Here is a 16,614-nt window from a genome sequence, read left to right on the forward strand (position 1 = left end):
GATGTCTACACTTCAACCTAAAATCTGCGATCATCTTAGGGCGCTCGAAGAAATTACGGTTCCCGGAGCTGGTACCGCTGTCTGCGTCGAATGCGTGAAAACGGGCAGTCAATGGGTGCACCTGCGTACTTGCCAGACCTGCGGGCAAACGCATTGCTGCGACTCTTCCCCCAACCAGCACGCGACGAAGCATTTTCAGCAAACGGAGCACCCGGTTATTGCCTCTGCCGAACCCGGGGAGCAATGGCTCTGGTGTTACGTAGATCAACAAATAATGCCTTACTAGTCTTTAGTTATGATTACCGAAAAGCCTGAATTAGCCGTAAATTCTACCCTGGCCGAGAGTTATCGAAACGTCAGGCAGTATTCCGAAGCGATCTGCCATCCCCTCCAGATTGAAGATTACGTCGTTCAACCCATCATTGATGTGAGTCCACCCAAGTGGCATTTAGGGCATATAACCTGGTTTTGGGAACAGTTCATTTTAGCACCACACAAGCCTGGTTACCAAGCGCTTCACGATGATTATAGCTTTGTTTTTAATAGCTATTATGAGACGGTCGGCAAACGGGTTCTGCGTACCAATCGGGGTAACCTGACCCGCCCCACCGTCGAAGAGGTCTACCGCTATCGGCAGTACGTGGATGAGCACATGATCGCGTTTCTGGAGCATAATGACCTTTCGCCTGAACTGGAAGCCTTGGTGATTCTAGGACTTAACCACGAGCAGCAGCACCAGGAGTTACTGATTACCGACATTAAATACATTCTGGGACACAATCCATTGCTACCCGTTTTTGACTTCAGTCTGTCGAATGAACCTGTTCGTCAGGATAAATCGGCATCAAAATCAACAACTCTTTCGGAAGGCGTCTACACGGTGGGTTATGAAGGCAATGGCTTTCATTTTGATAATGAATTGGGGGCTCATAAAGTCTACCTGAATGAATACACCGTAAGCCCTACTCTGGTTACTAACGGCGAATACCTGGCGTTCATCGAAGCGGGCGGCTACCGTAATTTCCGCTACTGGCTGGCTGAAGGCTGGGATTGGGTAAACACGCAGCAGATCCAAGCCCCGCTCTACTGGCATAGCATCGATGGAGAATGGTGGCAGTATAGCTTCAATGGGCTTCAACCGGTGGCCCTCGAGGAGCCGGTTTGTCACGTCAGCTACTACGAAGCCGACGCCTTCGCCCGCTGGAAAGGCACGCGCCTGCCCACAGAAGCGGAGTGGGAAGTTGCCGCCAAGGCCAATTGTTTCGACTGGGGCCAGCGCTGGGAATGGACTGGCTCGGCCTACCTGCCTTACCCAGGTTTTCAGACCGCCGAGGGGGCCGTGGGCGAATACAATGGTAAATTTATGGTGAATCAGATGGTGCTGCGCGGTGCATCCGTAGCCACCCCGAAGGGCCATTCACGCCCTACATACCGCAATTTTTTCCAAACCGACAAACGCTGGCAATTCACTGGAATCCGGACGATTGTTTAATTACGTATTCATGTACCTGAATCTTTCAGCAAGTTCATTCATTGGACGGTACATGATTTAGCACACCATACAATAACCCTTATGGATCAATCCCTACATACGCCTGAATCCGTAGACGCTCTTTTGCTGGACGATGTCCGAACCGGACTGGCCCAAACGCCTAAACAACTGCCTTCCCGGCTCTTTTACGATGCTGAAGGAAGCCGCATTTTTCAGGCGATCATGCACTTGCCGGAGTATTACCTGACTCGCTGCGAATTTGAAATTGTCAACGAAAATAAAGCGCAGTTACTTCAGCGTTTTCTGCGCGGCACCAACGCGTTTGAACTCGTTGAGTTGGGCGCTGGCGATGGCCTGAAAACCAAAGTATTGCTGCGTCATTTCTGGGAACAGCAGGCCGAATTTACGTATATCCCGATTGATATTTCGGAAGACGCCCTGAATGGCTTGGCGACTTCGCTCCGGTTGCAGTGGCCCGATATGGCCGTCGAATCCATGCACAATGACTATTTCCGGGGATTGTCGAAGCTATCAGCTGCTTCCTACACGCGGAAGGTCGTGCTGTTTCTGGGATCGAATATTGGTAATTTTTCGGAAGACGAAGCCCTGGAGTTTTACCACCAATTGAGCCAGCGCCTGCGCCCCGGCGATCTGGTTCTTACCGGCGTTGACTTACAAAAACACCCGGCTGTCATTCAGGCGGCTTACAACGATTCGCAGGGCTTAACCCGTGCTTTCAACCTCAACTTATTGCGTCGGCTTAATCGCGAGCTGGACGCGAATTTTGACCTGTCGGCCTGGGACCATTACGAAAGCTACAACCCCGAAACGGGCGAAGCACGTAGCTATCTGGTCAGCCAGAAGGCCCAGCAGGTGCGTATCGAAGCCCTCGACGAAACGTATTCGTTTGATTACGGCGAAATAATTCATACCGAAATTTCTCGCAAATTCACCCGCGAAGGCATTGAGCGTCTTGCCGAAGCGACCAACTTCCGCATCGACTCCTGGCTAACAGATTGCAAAGGCTATTTCGCCGATGTTTTGTTTGAGCGAATGTAGAAAAAAGGGCTTCCAAAACAGTTTGGAAGCCCTTTTTGTAACCATAAAGGTTGAATCAGTTGCTAATCCTCAACTACTGATATTCTGAGCGGAATAAATCACCGTCAGCAACTCACTAATCATCATGGCGGTTGCCCCCCAAACCTTAAAGCCCTGGATCTGATAATGAGGCGCGTCGATGCTGGCACCACGTACTTCAATAAAGCTCCGGCCAATGATGGCATCATCCATCAATTCGTCCAGCCGAACTTCCACCACCTGATCAACTTCGCGGGGATCGGGATAAAATTCAGGTTTATAAGGCAAAATGCCCACGACCGGCAATACGTAAAAATTACTCGGTGGAATGTATAATTCTGTTAAATGACCTAACACCTGCACATCCGATGCCCGAATGCCGATTTCTTCCTGAGCCTCCCGCAAAGCCGTTCGGGTCAGGTTTTCATCGGTACGTTCCATGCGCCCGCCCGGAAAAGCCATTTGCCCGGCATGAACTCCGTCGTAAATCGGACGCAGAATCAGGGGCAGGAAAATGGAATCCTGATACGGATAAAAAACAATCAATACCGCGCTCCGACGGGTTCGCTCGTTGGGTTTGAGCATCGCCCGCATCCGGGATGTTGACGCCATTTTCTGGTGAGCTTCAATACCCGGCAGCGGTTCCTGCAAGCGTTGGCTTAAGGCTGATTTAAACGCATGAAATGTAAGGTCGATCATCATTTTCGTCTCGTCTCGGATCACCAGATAACAGTCCGGTAATCGCATCTGGCTTTAACGCATTCGTTGGGAAGCGCCAAGGGCTATCCCGTATTCGGCAACCAATTGTTCCGCGCATTTCTCGCCGTCCATCGCCGCAGAAACAATGCCTCCGGCATAGCCCGCGCCTTCTCCGCAAGGGAACAGGCGTTGCACAACCGGGTGCTCCAGCGTTTGCGGATGACGAGGTATGCGTACGGGCGATGAAGTCCGGCTTTCGGCACCGATAATTTGCGCATCATTTGTGACATATCCACGCATTGTCCGGCCAAATTGCTGCAACCCTAATTTTAAGGGAACGGCAATGGCCTCGGGCAGCACCTCGGCCATGTCTGCCGATACCAATCCGGGCTGGTATGAAGTGGGCAAAAGGCTATTTGAAAAACGGCCATTCGTGAAATCACCCACGCGCTGGGCCGGTGCCGCCTGCGAATTTCCAGCCATTCGGCAAGCCCGCTGCTCAACCGCCTGCTGGTAGCGCAAGCCCGCCAGAGGACCAAATTCCCGATAGGGCTTGAGATCATTTTCGTGCACCGCAACCACCAAACCAGAGTTGGCAAACTTGGAATCCCGCCGCGACGGAGACATGCCGTTGACCACCAGCTCACCCGGAGCCGTAGCCGCTGGAACGATAAACCCGCCGGGACACATGCAAAACGAAAAAACGCCCCGCTCCGCCCCTTTGTGGCGTGTCTGGGTGACCAGACTATAGGACGCCGCCGGCAGATAGTCACCCCGGTCGGGGCGGTGGTACTGCAACCGGTCAATGAGTGCCTGCTGGTGTTCAATCCGAACGCCCATGGCAAAAGGCTTGTATTCGATTAAAATACTTTTCCGGTGCAATAACTCAAAAATATCACGCGCCGAATGTCCCGTAGCCAAAATAACGCCAAGTCCGGTTATTTCTTTTCCGGTGGACGTGATTACGCCTCTAATCTCATGCTGGGAGAGGATAAAATCAACTACTTTGGTATCAAAATGAACCTCTCCGCCCGCCTTGAGAATACTTTCGCGCAGATCGGCTACTACATTCGGTAATTTGTTGGTTCCAATGTGCGGATGGGCATCCACCAGAATTTGTTCGGTCGCGCCGTGAGCCACCAGAATTTCCAGAACGCGCCGGACATCGCCCCGCTTTTTGGAACGCGTGTAAAGTTTGCCGTCCGAATACGTCCCCGCGCCACCTTCCCCAAAACAGTAATTCGACTCTGGATTAACAATATGGTCTTTGTTGATAGCCGCCAGATCGCGCCGCCGTTCCCGAACATCACTCCCGCGTTCCAGCAAAATGGGTTTTATGCCCAATTCCACCAGCCGCAAAGCCGCAAACAGTCCGGCCGGTCCGGCTCCGACGACAATAGCCTGGGCGGCCCGGCTAACATCCGGGTATTCTTTTCGGTAAGCAATGCGCGGACGCGGCTCCTCACCAACATACACTTCGGCGTCTACATGCACTTTCACCTGCCGCCCCCGGGCATCAACCGATTGCCGCAATTTCCGAACAACGGGCTGATTATCAGCCGATAGCCGCAAATGCCGTATAACTTCCTGCTCAAAAGCCGATTCTTCAAGGGCTAGCTCAGGATCTAAAGTCAAAGAAATAGAATGAATCATAAAGCGGTTCTCTATAACAGCGAGAGATTCCGGGTTGCCAGTTAATTATAAGTTAACAAATTGGATTCAAAACAAAGCTACTATATTTTACCCTTAAAATGGTTCACAGGCTAAAACCGAGCTCTTGATCGCGGTATTTTGAAATCTACTAAATGATGAACATCTTGGCTCTTTATTGGGTTCGTTCGATATGACTATGCAACCACGCCACCAACCTTCGACGTTTGAAGCCCCGGATTTTTACGGGATCGACGACCTGCTGAGTCAGGAGCACAAATTAGTTCGGGCGTCCATCCGTGATTTTGTCAATCGGGAAATTATTCCCTGCATTGAAGACCACGCGCAAAACGCCACCTTTCCCGCTAATATTATTCCGAAATTCGGGCAGATTGGTGCTTTTGGCCCAACGTTGCCGCTCGAATTTGGCGGAGGAGGTCTGGATTATATTTCCTATGGTCTGATGATGCAGGAGATTGAACGGGGCGATTCCGGGATGCGCTCCACCGTTTCGGTGCAAAGCTCGCTGGTGATGTGGCCTATTTTCGCTTACGGGACCGAAGAGCAGAAGCAAAAATACCTGCCCGGACTGGCTAAAGGCGAATTAGTCGGCTGCTTCGGCCTCACCGAGCCGGACCATGGTTCTAACCCCGGTGGCCTCCAGTCGAACTTCATTGAACGCAGCGATTATTACCTGCTGAATGGCTCAAAACTCTGGATTACGAACGCTCCCATTGCCGACATTGCCATTGTCTGGGCCAAAAACGAACAGGGTAGCATCCGGGGCCTAATTGTTGAGCGCGGTATGGAAGGCTTTTCCACCGCCGAGATTCACAACAAATGGTCGCTCCGAACCAGCGCCACGGGTGAATTGGTCTTTCAGGATGTGAAGGTTCCAAAAGAAAATATGCTTCCCGGCTCCAATGGCCTGAAAAGCCCGCTGGCCTGCCTTGACCAAGCCCGCTACGGCATTGCCTGGGGGGCAGTCGGCGCGGCGATGGACTGCTATGAATCAGCCAGGCACTATGCGCTGGAACGCTCGCAGTTCGGGAAAACCATCGCTTCGTTTCAGTTGACCCAGAAGAAGCTGGCCGAGATGTTAACCGAAATTACCAAAGCCCAGTTGCTTTGCTGGCGACTCGGTATGCTAAAAAACGAGGACAAAGCGACTACGGCCCAAATTTCAATGGCCAAACGCGCCAATGTGGAAATGGCGTTGAACATTGCCCGTGAAGCCCGCCAGATTCACGGCGGCATGGGTATTACGGGCGAATATCCGATCATGCGCCACATGATGAATCTCGAATCAGTGGTTACGTACGAAGGAACCCACGAGATTCATTTGTTGATTCTGGGCTATGATATTACTGGAATTGCCGCTTTTAAATAAGCCTGTGGCATAAACGATGAAGGGCTGATTTCAGCCCTTCATCCAAAAATCAGCGTAAGTACGATCATCAAAACGGTTACGACTACGGTCCAATCTGGACGGTCTGTTCGCGACGCTTTCCTGGTGGCTTTTTGAGCCGGTTTGCGTTTTGTTTTTCCTGAAGAGTAAGTTTGCATTTTCGACATCATGATTACAGGTCTTAGACAACCTCTATCCTGATCACAAAACTGCCCTCCGATTCTTAGAGTCGTTTAAGTAACTCCTTATAATTTGCTTAGAAGGGTTTGGTATTATCTCCTCTTCAGCTTAAAACGCAATAATGGGCGTGCTTTAGAACAAATTAAATCAGTTCTAGAAGCCAATCGAATTACCTCCATCAACCGGCAGCGACACCCCGGTGATGTAACGGGCCGCGTCCGAGGAAAGAAACACCGCCGCCCAGCCGATATCCGCCGGACGACCAAAAACGCCCATCGGCGTCCGGCGCATGGCCCGGTCGCGGCGCTCGGGATCTCCGCCCATCGCTTTCTTACTCATGGCCGTTTCAATAAAGCCGGGTGCAATCGCGTTGACCCGAACCCCATTGCCGGAAAACTCGGAGGCCAGCACTTTTACCATACCCTCGACACCCGACTTCGACGCTGCGTAGGCCGCCACCCGGTCGATGCCGTAATAGGCCGCCATCGACGAAATCATTAGAATAGAGCCTTGCTTTCGGGCCATCATGCGCTGCGCACACGCCCGAGTCAGGCTGAACACGGCGTTTAGGTTCGTATGCACAATCCGGTCAAATTCCTCGTCGGAGACTTCCAAGGCTGGTTTTTTGAGATTCACCCCGGCATTATTCACGAGAATATCAACCGGTCCGTATGTTGTTTCAATCTGTGCCACCAAACCATCCAGCGAAGCGCGTTCAGTTATGTCATTGACGATGTAATGCGCTAACTTACCCAGTTGCTCAACGGCCTCGCGTAGCGGCTCCTCCCGCCGCCCCGTGATAACCACCGTGGCTCCCGCATCCACCATACAACGGGCAATATCCAACCCAATTCCACTGCCGCCACCCGTTATTAAAGCAACCTTACCCGCCAGCGAAAAAACCGTTGCGTAGGCTTGTTCTTCCTGGTATTGTCCATTTTCCTGCACTGATTCTACTTGGTTCATTATCTTAATTGATAAATATCGACTAATCGTTTAACATCTTCTAAACTGCGTTCCGGCTTCTTGAATGGCGCTGGAATGGGCTGCCGCGCAAAAGGTTGCAGGTATAATACCCACGCATCCCGCCACCAAATCGCCTCTTTGTGTTGCGTCTCCAAACGCCCCGCCACATCGGCAAAAAGGACCGGATCAACGGCTGGCTTCACCTGCGCCCACTGCTGTTGCATCCACTTCACGGAATCAGCACCGGTGTAAAAACGCGTGCAAAGTTCGTCCCAGAGCGTGCGGCCCGTACTGAGCTTTTGCGTCCAGGGTACATGATGGAACCAAAGCAGATACGGTAATGGGCAGGTTGCCGGATTTCCCCACATTTTGCGGACTTCAGGAGCATACTGTGCCAGCGCATTGCTGCCCTTGGCCGTCCGATCAAAGCCGAGTCCCACGGAGTCGGCACGGTGGTAGTAGATGGCGGTCCAATCAGGGCGGGAGCTTTTGTTCTGCCAGGGTTCCGGCGCAAAGTGTACGCCAGTCCAGGGTCGCGACAAACCTAACGGCGTGTTGTAATTCACGTAAATCTCCCGCGATCTCATCAACATGTCGGTGATGCGTTCTACGGCCTGCGGCTCTTTGGTTAGCGTTTGCTTAACCCACTCGCCCGCAATGGCTTCAGACGTGAGTGTGTGGTCCCATGCCAGTCGTCCGAAGGCGTACCAGTTGGCCTGCGCCAGCGGGTGACCGGTCCAGTTGCGGTCGGAACCCGTGTTGGCGACTCCCGCAATGGCCGACATGCTGTACTGGTGCAAGCTCCCATCAATTACTTTTGCCACCGTTGACCCCTTGCCTTTTACGTACGTATCAGCCTCCAGACATTCCTTAAAAATAGGTGCTTCGTAGACCAGATGCGTCGCGAAACCGAGGTATTCCTGCGTAATCTGAAATTCCACCGACAAAGGCGTTTTGGTCATAGCGCCAAACAGCGGAGAGAAAGGCTCACGCGGTTGAAAGTCTATCGGGCCGTTTTTCACCTGCACAATCACTTTCTTGTCAAACTTCCCATCGTACGGCATAAACTCTTCGTGGGCCGCCTTGAACCGGTCGCCGTTGGGATCGGCTTTATACACAAAAGCCCGCCACATTACAATTCCATCGTAGGGGGCCAGCGCCTCCGCCAGCATGTTTGCGCCGTCGGCATGACTCCGGCCATAATCCTGCGGACCAGGCTCGCCCTCCGAGTTGGCTTTTACCAGAAAGCCCCCAAAATCAGGGATTAGCTTGTAAATTTCTTTGGTTTTATCGGCCCACCATTTCCGAACCTGCGGGTCCAGCGGATCGGCAGTGGACAAGCCCCCAATGGTTTTTGGGGCAGGAAAATAAATGGACAGATACACCCGGATGCCGTAGGGCCGGAACGCCTTGGCCAGAGCCGCTACTTTTTCCAGGTATTCGTTGGTCAGGAAACGAGCTGTGGCATTGACGTTATTGACGACCGTCCCGTTAATGCCCAGCGACGCATTGGCCCGCGCATAATCCTGGTAACGTGGATCGATGGTTTCCGGTAAAGCATACCATTTCCAAAGCGATTCTCCCGCGTAACCGCGTTCGATGGTTCCGTTTGCGTTGTCCCAGTGGTTCAGCAGCCGGTAACGAATTCTGGGGTTACTCGTCAGCGAAAGCGTCTCGATGGGCTCTAGCATCTGCATCTTCCGCAGCAGGGCAAACGCTCCATAAAGCACGCCGTTGGCCGTTTTACCAGAAATGATCAGATTGCCGGCAGCTCCTTTTTTGCTAATGCGGTAGCCGTCATCCACCAGGTTTGCATCAGCGCCAACAGTCAGCACAATGCCGCCCGTTCTGTTCCCCGCATTGGCGATAATCGGCACTGACTTTCCGGTTAAACCCTGTAAACCAGCCTGTAATTCTGTGGCGGCTGTTTTTAATACCGGACTATTTCCGCTCACCACGATAAACTGCGCAGAACGGGCATATGCCTGCCGTTTGGCGACATCCTTTAGTAAATCATACTTAAGCCACAACCGATAGCCGTCGTCCGCCCGGACATTAGTCGCCGTCAGCAGAATCAGGAATAGCCATTTACCCCATTGTATATACTTCATAGATCCTTTGCGATAAGTTCGGTAACTCTCGTTTCTTTTTCGGCCAACGAGCGAATTATGCCCATTTCCAGCCCGCGTAATTCGGCCAGTCCGCGCAACCGGCCAATGGCCGAGTACCCCGGATAGGTTTTCTTATGCAGATCGTCGAGCATCTGGTGACCGTGATCGGGGCGCATGGGAATGGATGTTTCGCCTTCGCCAGCCTTTTCTCGCCGCTGCTGCTCCAGCACGATTTCTTTCACCACGGCATACATATCGACATCGCCCGCGAGGTGGTCTGCTTCGTGGAAAATCCAGGGATTGCCTTCCCGCTTGGTCGTGCGCAGATGAATAAAATGAATCCGGTTGCCGAAACGCCGGATCATGCCCGGCAGGTCGTTATCCGCCCGAATCCCCAATGATCCGGTGCAGAATGTAATGCCGTTGGCCGTCACATCACACGCGGCCATTAACTGGGTCAAATCGGCCTCCGTACTGACAATGCGCGGCAAACCCAAGAGCGGACGCGGCGGATCGTCGGGGTGAATGCACAGGTTGACGCCGAGTTCCTGCGCCAGTGGCGCTACCTGCCGCACGAAGTAGTACAGGTTTTCGCGCAGCGTTTGGTCGCCAATAGCTTTGTATTCGTCCAGTAGTTGCTGAAATGTTTCGAACGTAAACGCTTCTTCCGAACCGGGCAGGCCCAACAGCACGATGGAGGAGAGTTCTGTAATTCGCTCCGGCGTCATTTCCGTAAACTTCCGACGCGCCGATTCAATAACTTCCGACTCGTAGTCTTCTTCCGCACCCGGTCGTTTCAAAATACAGAGGTCGAATACCGCAAAATCTTCCCAGACAAACCGCAATGCGCGCGAACCATCCGGCATTTCGTAATTCAGGTTCGTTCGCGACCAGTCCAGCACCGGCATGAAGTTGTAGCAGACCGTTCGGATGCCGCAAGCCGCCAGATTACGCAGCGATTGCTTGTAATTTTCGATGTAAACCTCCCGCGTTGGACGTCCTTTCTTAATGTCTTCGTGTACGGGCAGGCTTTCCACCACCGCCCAGTGCAAGGGCGTATAGCGTTCATTGGCCGCTTCCACGAGTTGAATCCGCGTTTTAATTTCGTCAATTGACCAGACCTCGCCTACCGGAATCTGGTGCAGCGCCGTCACCACGCCCGCACAACCGGCCTGCCGAATATCCATCAGCGAAACCGGATCATTGGGGCCGAACCAGCGCATTGTTTGTAACATTCCCATTCGTACGCTATTTATTTTCTTGTTCAGGTTTTCTAAAAGATTGGCTTTCAATTAATTTTTACTGCTTATCTCTTTCAGCGTTCCATCGAGGACGACTGTGGCTCCTTTCCGGGCGGGCAGCGTAATCACCTGATCGCCATAACGCACCTGTCCGGCATTCCCCAGTTTTGACAGAATCGTGGCCTGTTTCAGGCGACCGCCTTCCCATTCCATCGCCACCTCGAAACCGCCGCGTGCACAAAGCCCGCTGATGCGTCCCGTGGGCCACGCTTTTGGCAGCGCCGGAAGCAACTGAATTTCGTCCGCGTGACTTTGCAGCAGCATTTCGGTAATCCCCGCCGGAGCGCCGAAATTGCCGTCGATCTGGAAAGGCGGGTGATTATCAAATAGGTTCGGTAAGGTCGATTTACGTAAGAGTGCCACCAAATTGTCGTGAGCTGCTTCGCCATCCTGCAAACGCGCAAAGAAGTTTACGATCCAGGCGCGGCTCCAACCCGTGTGGCCACCGCCGTTTTTCAGGCGATGATCGATGGTTTTACGCGCGGCGGTCAGGAGCTCCGGACTTTTCTGCTTCGTAATCTGCCGACCGGGGTGCAGACCAAACAGGTGCGAAATATGCCGGTGGCCCGGTTCCGCCTCTTCAAATTCTTCGGTCCATTCCATGATTCGCCCGTCGCTACCGATGCGGGTCGGAGCCAGTCGAGACAGCGTATTGGTCAGCCGCCGCCGAAACGCCGCGTCAATGTTTAGCTTCTGGCTGGCTTCGATGGTGTTGCTCAGCAGATCACGAATAATCATGTGGTCCATCGTCGGCCCCATCACCATCGTGGCTACTTCGCCGGTCTTGGTTTTGAAGGTGTTTTCCGGCGAAATAGACGGCCCCGACACCAATTGTTTCGTGGCCGGATTTTCGACCAGCCAGTTGGCACAAAATTCGGCGGCTTCTTTCAGAATGGGGTAAGCTACGTTTCGCAGGTGGGTTTCATCGCCCGTAAACAGGTAATGCTCCCACACATGCTGGGCGCTCCAGGCAAGGCCCATTGGCCACATGGCCCATTGCGTTTGTCCGTAGGGTTCGGTAAAATGCCACGGATCGGTTGTAAAGTGCGCTACCGTGCCCGAAATGCCGTACATGTCGCGGGCGGTCTTGCGGCCATCCTCTCGTAAATCCCCCAGAAAATCAAAAAAAGGCTCGTGCATTTCCGATAAATTCGTGGCTTCAGCCAGCCAGTAATTCATCTGGATGTTGATATTAATGTGGTAATCAGCACTCCAGGGCGGGGTCAGCCCATCAGCCCAAATGCCTTGCAGGTTAGCGGGCAATCCGCCGGGGCGGGAACTGCTGATGAGCAGATAGCGACCAAACTGGTAATATAATTTAATTAGTTGCGGGTCGGTATTGCCGTTTTGCAAAGCTGTCAGCCGGGCGTCTGTTGGAAAATAAACCGCGTTGGTGCGGCCTAAGTCCAGGTCAACCCGTTTGAAATAGCGCTGGTAATCGGCAATATGGTCTTTCTTGATCGCTTCGAACGTACGTTTTTCGGCGGCGGCCAGTTGGGTGTTTGCTGTTGCCACGGGATCGCTGTTGCGGTAATCCGTCGCCGCTGTCAGCAAGAGCGTTACAGCGTTGGCTTTACCGACGGAAATGGCCTGGTCGTTGACCGTGACTTCGCCGCCATCATTCAGGACTTTTAACCGCGCCACCATGCGAACGCCGACGCCATCGCCAACGTGCTCACTCATCGTGATTTCGCCGTTTTTCACCTCTAGTTTAGCCTTGTTGCCGGGCCGGCTTAACGACAGGTTAAAGCTCAGGGAACCGGGTTTACTGGCCGTTAACCGAACAACCAGGGCTTGATCCGGCGCGCTGGAAAAAATTTCCCGCTGAAAAGCAACCGACCCAACCCGATAACGCACGCTGGCCACGGCGGTTTCCAGATCCAGGTCGCGCCGATAATCTGTAATATCGCCTTTCGGGTGCGTCAATTGCAGGTTCAGGTCGCCCAGCGTTTGATAGGTGGCATAATCTTTTTTATCCCCCATCATGGTTTTCTCCGCCAGATCTTTCGCTTCAGCGTATTTTCCCGCAAAGAGCAATTGGCGAATTTTTGGCAACGCCCCTTTGGCCGCCGGATTGACAAAATCGGCTTTTTTTCCGGTCCAGACCGACGATTCATTGAGTTGCAATCGCTCGGTTGTTACGCCGCCAAATACCATTGCGCCCAATCGTCCGTTTCCCACCGGAAGCGCTTCGTTCCAGGTGGCGGCGGGATGCGTAAACCACAATTTTAACTCGTCAGAAGTTGTGCCCTGACCGGTAGCCAGCGCACTGTAAATCATACCAAACAGAATCCCAATAAGAGAGCGGAGCAATTTCATAGAGCGTTATACATAAGGAATAATCTGCGAAGAAACGCATTTTACTTATAGCGATATAATGCGAATTTCTGAATTCCATACTCTCCAGCGGGAATTCGGATGTGCCGCCCCTGGTGGTCCTGATCGCCATTTAGACGGCGGCCCGGCACCCATTTCCCATCGACATAGGTGCCTTCATCCGCACGCAGGATGCCTGCTAGCGGCGCTTCTTTGCGGTCGGAGGTACACGTAATGACAATGCCTGTACCAGCCGCTGTAAATTCATTCTCACCCGTCTGAATGATCAGGCTGCCCGTTTGTGGCCACTCGTCGTCCTTTGCTTTGGGCGACCAACCCAGCGTATAATCGTGCTTTACGGTAAAGATATACCCGCCCAATTTGACTGTATCAACCGCCGTTTTCTTGTCGAATAACACGCCTTCCATCTTCTTTTTGCCCTGATGAGCCAGGACAACGGGGCTAAGTTGCTCTAGCACGCGATAGCTTTTAGCAATGGGCTCATCAGCCGGTTTGTCGGTCGATTCAATGGAAAACGGCGAAAATCCTATGCCCTGATAATGGCCAATGGCGTAAAACACTTTTGCCGCTACCGACGGCTCAAACCGGATTTCCGGGATAAAAAGTGGATTGTCTTTGCGGGTATATTGGTCGTTCCAATGCTTGAAATCGGGGTTGTAAAAATCCGGTGACAGAAAATCAATGGCCGGAGCACCTGCCTTCCAGACGTCGATAATGTGGGGCAAGGGTCCGCCGCTGGGATAATCCCCGGGCTTGACATTCGGGCGATTAAGGGCTGCATTGACAAACATCGGCAAGGCATAAATCTGCTTACCGGCTTCCGTTATTTCGTTGGTATATTGAGCAAAAAACCAGGCAATAAACAGTTCATCCGTAGCCAAACTTTTGCCAAAAACCTCTTCCCAGGTACCGCTCGGTTTAAAACCGGTGCTTTTCCAGGCGTCCCGAACGGCCGGCGCCAACTCATTTTTATGCGTTTGTAAATACTGCATCAACCCTTTTGGAACAGACTGCCGGAAAGCAGCATTAGCAGCGGGAGAATGGTCGCGGGCGTCGGGCAACATACCGATTTCATTTTCCACCTGGATCATTATTACCGTCTGCTGGCGCTCGTCGGTTTCCCGAATGTGCCGCATCAGGGCAACAAACGCTTTCTTATCGGCTTCCAGATTTTCTTTGTTAAACGGCGTCAGAATTTCCTGGCCCTGCCCTTTCCGGTTTTGCGCCCGGGGAAAGCGCTGCGTATTGGTTTTTACCCAGGCAGGCACGTAGCACGACATGCTGTTTTTCCAGCTACCGAACCAGAGAAACACCACTTTCATCCGATGTTCGCGGGCTTCTTTAATCAGGCCATCTACCAGCGTAAAATCAAAGTTGCCTTCCTGCGGCTCCATTAACTCCCAATAGATCGGAGCCAGCACCGTGTTGACATGCATTTGAGCCAGCCGGGGCCAGATGGGTTTCATATAGCCAAGATCTGACGCGCTGGAATTGCCCAGCTCACCACCCAACATCAGGAAGGGACTGCCCTGCACAATGAGCTGCGTTGCATCGCCTTGCTTCTTCAAATGCGGAATGGTGGTACGAGATTGTGAAAATGCCGGAAAGGTTAACAGAAATAAAGCAAGCCAGGCGTATTTTCGGGACATAAGTCGATAGCGTTATATACGAAAAGCGGGAACTGTCATTTGTTCCCGCTTTTGCTGATTCTCAATTTTTACTGGCCTTTTAATCCTTGCAGAACCGCAGAATAGGCTGGTTTCTTCTCATAATTCGCATTGAATAGCAGCGGAAAATCGAGCTTTTTCTGGTTCACGACAATCCAGCTATCGGCATCGGTTACGCCCCAAATGGTGATGCCTGCCCGTTGCGCCGCCGGTACGTGCTTCATGTAAGAGTCAACTACATATTTGTACATCACTGCCTGATAAGCCAGCGCTTGCGGATTCGATGCCGGATTGAAATCGCCTTTATCCAGTGGATTAGCCCGCACATCCAGCTCTGAAATCCGAACTTTCAGGCCGGTAGCCGCTAGCTTTTTGAAGGCGTTATCAATTCCCGCGTAGGAGGTATTGACCGAAATGTGCATCTGGGTACCGATACCGGCTATTTTTGCGCCTTTGCCTTTCAACTCGTTTACATACCCGATCAAGGAATCCAGCTTAACGCCGTTTGATTCGAGATTATAGTCATTGATGTATAGCTCAGCCGCCGGATCTGCCGCCGCCGCATACTGGAAAGCTTTCAAGCCCCAGTTGCGGCCCAGGTACTGCGACCAGAAGAAAAAGTCGGTTGTACCGGCGGGCACCGTGGTGTTGCTATTGGTCCGCAAGGCTCCGTTTCCATCCGCCATCGGCTCGTTTACCACATCCCAGGCGTTGATTTTACCTTTGTAATGCGTGACCGTTTTCGTGATAAAATCATTCAACGCATTATCCACCGCTTTGGCAATTTCAGCGCCCGTAGCCGGTGGTGCCACACTCGGATCGGTCACCGTTACATCGTCGATGAAGTAGGTATTGGCCGTACTTCCCAAATCGAAAACAACCTGCGTTGCTTCGGCATTGGACGTGATTGTCCAGCTAAATTGTGCCCACTCGGTGCCAATCGTGTAATCGGCGCTGTACTGCGGATTCGGCGTTGTCGAGAGGCGCATTTTGCCATTTGCATTCTGCGCTTTTATCCAGAACGAAATCCGAAATTGTTTGCCAACCGGCGTAGCCATCGCGGGACTGGCCACCTGCACACTCCAGGGATTTCCGCTGGCGGCAACGGTGGCTTTCAGCGAACGCTGGCCGCCGCGTGATTCGGCCGTGGTGCCGCCCGTGATGGAGGCCGCTCCGTTCAGTACCGACCAGCCCGTAAAGCTACCGCCCGTTCCCTGCTCGAAATCACCGTTGGTTGCCAGGTTGGTAGCGCCCGTTGAGCTGGACCCCGCCGTAAGCGTTTTCAAATAGGTGGCGTTCTGGTTTGCGTGCCAGCCCAGCGTATGGCCGAACACTTCCACGCCAGCCGCTGATGCCAGGTTGTAAATCTGATCCGCCTTGCTAAAGTCAATCGCGCCGTTGTTATTAACCAGGGCACCGTGCTTCATGTGGTAGCCAACCGTAATGGATTTTGCCTCGCGCAGCACCGTTTCCCGGTATTTGGCATCGTTCACAAACGGCGTATAATCAATGGCTAAGCCCACGGGAAAACTAGCTGCGTTTTTCAGTTCTCCATTCGTATCCGAGAAATTTCCCAGATTCAGGGTATTAACCTCGTCGGGCTGACAGGCGAAAATCCCGGCACTCAAGCCCAGTACTAGTATATGTTTGAGATGGTTCTTCATGGATAATGTTGAATTGTGAATGAGCGACTGAGTGAATAATAAAGCTGAATGCTACCGCTAGC

Annotated in this window: 12 protein-coding genes; 4 read left to right on the forward strand and 8 right to left on the reverse strand. The window is 52.6% G+C overall.

The window, feature by feature from the left end; genetic code table 11:
- Position 1 precedes the first annotated feature (1 nt).
- The 3 genes from L0Y31_RS16655 to egtD all read left to right on the forward strand — a co-directional run bounded on the left by L0Y31_RS16655 (position 2) and on the right by egtD (position 2,551).
- A complete protein-coding gene (locus L0Y31_RS16655) occupies positions 2-286 on the forward strand; it encodes a UBP-type zinc finger domain-containing protein (protein ID WP_234734210.1) in 285 nt (94 codons plus the stop codon).
- A 9-nt stretch (positions 287-295) separates the two neighbouring features.
- The gene (egtB, locus tag L0Y31_RS16660; protein WP_234734211.1) at positions 296-1,492 is read left to right on the forward strand and encodes an ergothioneine biosynthesis protein EgtB; all 1,197 of its coding nucleotides are present in this window, start codon (positions 296-298) and stop codon (positions 1,490-1,492) included.
- A gap of 81 nt (positions 1,493-1,573) precedes the next feature.
- The gene (gene egtD, locus L0Y31_RS16665) at positions 1,574-2,551 is read left to right on the forward strand and encodes an L-histidine N(alpha)-methyltransferase (RefSeq protein WP_234734212.1); all 978 of its coding nucleotides are present in this window, start codon (positions 1,574-1,576) and stop codon (positions 2,549-2,551) included.
- Positions 2,552-2,620: 69 nt separating this feature from the next.
- Here the strand turns inward: egtD and L0Y31_RS16670 are convergent, their stop codons facing one another.
- A complete protein-coding gene (locus L0Y31_RS16670) occupies positions 2,621-3,268 on the reverse strand; it encodes an NUDIX hydrolase (protein WP_234737191.1) in 648 nt (215 codons plus the stop codon).
- Positions 3,269-3,322: 54 nt separating this feature from the next.
- Complete coding sequence (locus tag L0Y31_RS16675) at positions 3,323-4,921, reverse strand: NAD(P)/FAD-dependent oxidoreductase (RefSeq protein WP_234734213.1); 1,599 nt, start codon at positions 4,919-4,921, stop codon at positions 3,323-3,325.
- A 196-nt stretch (positions 4,922-5,117) separates the two neighbouring features.
- Here L0Y31_RS16675 and L0Y31_RS16680 point away from each other — a divergent pair, with 196 nt between their 5' ends.
- The gene (locus L0Y31_RS16680) at positions 5,118-6,308 is read left to right on the forward strand and encodes an acyl-CoA dehydrogenase family protein (protein ID WP_234734214.1); all 1,191 of its coding nucleotides are present in this window, start codon (positions 5,118-5,120) and stop codon (positions 6,306-6,308) included.
- A 351-nt stretch (positions 6,309-6,659) separates the two neighbouring features.
- Here the strand turns inward: L0Y31_RS16680 and L0Y31_RS16685 are convergent, their stop codons facing one another.
- The 6 genes from L0Y31_RS16685 to L0Y31_RS16710 form a co-directional block, all read right to left on the reverse strand.
- The gene (locus L0Y31_RS16685) at positions 6,660-7,472 is read right to left on the reverse strand and encodes an SDR family NAD(P)-dependent oxidoreductase (protein ID WP_234734215.1); all 813 of its coding nucleotides are present in this window, start codon (positions 7,470-7,472) and stop codon (positions 6,660-6,662) included.
- Positions 7,472-9,583, reverse strand: a complete 2,112-nt coding sequence (locus L0Y31_RS16690; RefSeq protein ID WP_234734216.1) for an alpha-glucuronidase family glycosyl hydrolase — start codon at positions 9,581-9,583, stop codon at positions 7,472-7,474. The genes L0Y31_RS16685 and L0Y31_RS16690 overlap by 1 nt, the downstream gene beginning before the upstream one ends.
- Entirely contained in the window at positions 9,580-10,824 is a 1,245-nt protein-coding gene (gene uxuA, locus L0Y31_RS16695; protein WP_234734217.1) for a mannonate dehydratase, read from the reverse strand. The genes L0Y31_RS16690 and uxuA overlap by 4 nt, the downstream gene beginning before the upstream one ends.
- Positions 10,825-10,875: 51 nt before the next feature.
- Positions 10,876-13,203, reverse strand: coding sequence for a glycoside hydrolase family 95 protein (locus L0Y31_RS16700; protein ID WP_234734218.1), 2,328 nt, complete (start codon positions 13,201-13,203; stop codon positions 10,876-10,878).
- 41 nt (positions 13,204-13,244) lie between these two features.
- Positions 13,245-14,870, reverse strand: coding sequence for a GH35 family beta-galactosidase (locus L0Y31_RS16705; RefSeq protein WP_234734219.1), 1,626 nt, complete (start codon positions 14,868-14,870; stop codon positions 13,245-13,247).
- A gap of 68 nt (positions 14,871-14,938) precedes the next feature.
- On the reverse strand, positions 14,939-16,552 hold the full coding sequence (locus L0Y31_RS16710; RefSeq protein ID WP_234734220.1) for an endo-1,4-beta-xylanase: 1,614 nt from the start codon (positions 16,550-16,552) through the stop codon (positions 14,939-14,941).
- Between the last annotated feature and the right edge of the window lie 62 nt (positions 16,553-16,614).

The sequence above is a fragment of the Tellurirhabdus bombi genome, assembly GCF_021484805.1.
Taxonomy (GTDB): Bacteria; Bacteroidota; Bacteroidia; order Cytophagales; family Spirosomataceae; genus Tellurirhabdus; species Tellurirhabdus bombi.

Excerpts from the sequence above, each read along its gene's own strand:
- L0Y31_RS16655 (WP_234734210.1), top strand. The coding sequence starts at position 2 with ATGTCTACACTTCAACCTAAAATCTGCGATCATCTTAGGGCGCTCGAA.
- egtB (WP_234734211.1), top strand. The coding sequence starts at position 296 with ATGATTACCGAAAAGCCTGAATTAGCCGTAAATTCTACCCTGGCCGAG.
- egtD (WP_234734212.1), top strand. The coding sequence starts at position 1,574 with ATGGATCAATCCCTACATACGCCTGAATCCGTAGACGCTCTTTTGCTG.
- L0Y31_RS16670 (WP_234737191.1), bottom strand. The coding sequence starts at position 3,268 with ATGATCGACCTTACATTTCATGCGTTTAAATCAGCCTTAAGCCAACGC.
- L0Y31_RS16675 (WP_234734213.1), bottom strand. The coding sequence starts at position 4,921 with ATGATTCATTCTATTTCTTTGACTTTAGATCCTGAGCTAGCCCTTGAA.
- L0Y31_RS16680 (WP_234734214.1), top strand. The coding sequence starts at position 5,118 with ATGCAACCACGCCACCAACCTTCGACGTTTGAAGCCCCGGATTTTTAC.
- L0Y31_RS16685 (WP_234734215.1), bottom strand. The coding sequence starts at position 7,472 with ATGAACCAAGTAGAATCAGTGCAGGAAAATGGACAATACCAGGAAGAA.
- L0Y31_RS16690 (WP_234734216.1), bottom strand. The coding sequence starts at position 9,583 with ATGAAGTATATACAATGGGGTAAATGGCTATTCCTGATTCTGCTGACG.
- uxuA (WP_234734217.1), bottom strand. The coding sequence starts at position 10,824 with ATGGGAATGTTACAAACAATGCGCTGGTTCGGCCCCAATGATCCGGTT.
- L0Y31_RS16700 (WP_234734218.1), bottom strand. The coding sequence starts at position 13,203 with ATGAAATTGCTCCGCTCTCTTATTGGGATTCTGTTTGGTATGATTTAC.
- L0Y31_RS16705 (WP_234734219.1), bottom strand. The coding sequence starts at position 14,870 with ATGTCCCGAAAATACGCCTGGCTTGCTTTATTTCTGTTAACCTTTCCG.
- L0Y31_RS16710 (WP_234734220.1), bottom strand. The coding sequence starts at position 16,552 with ATGAAGAACCATCTCAAACATATACTAGTACTGGGCTTGAGTGCCGGG.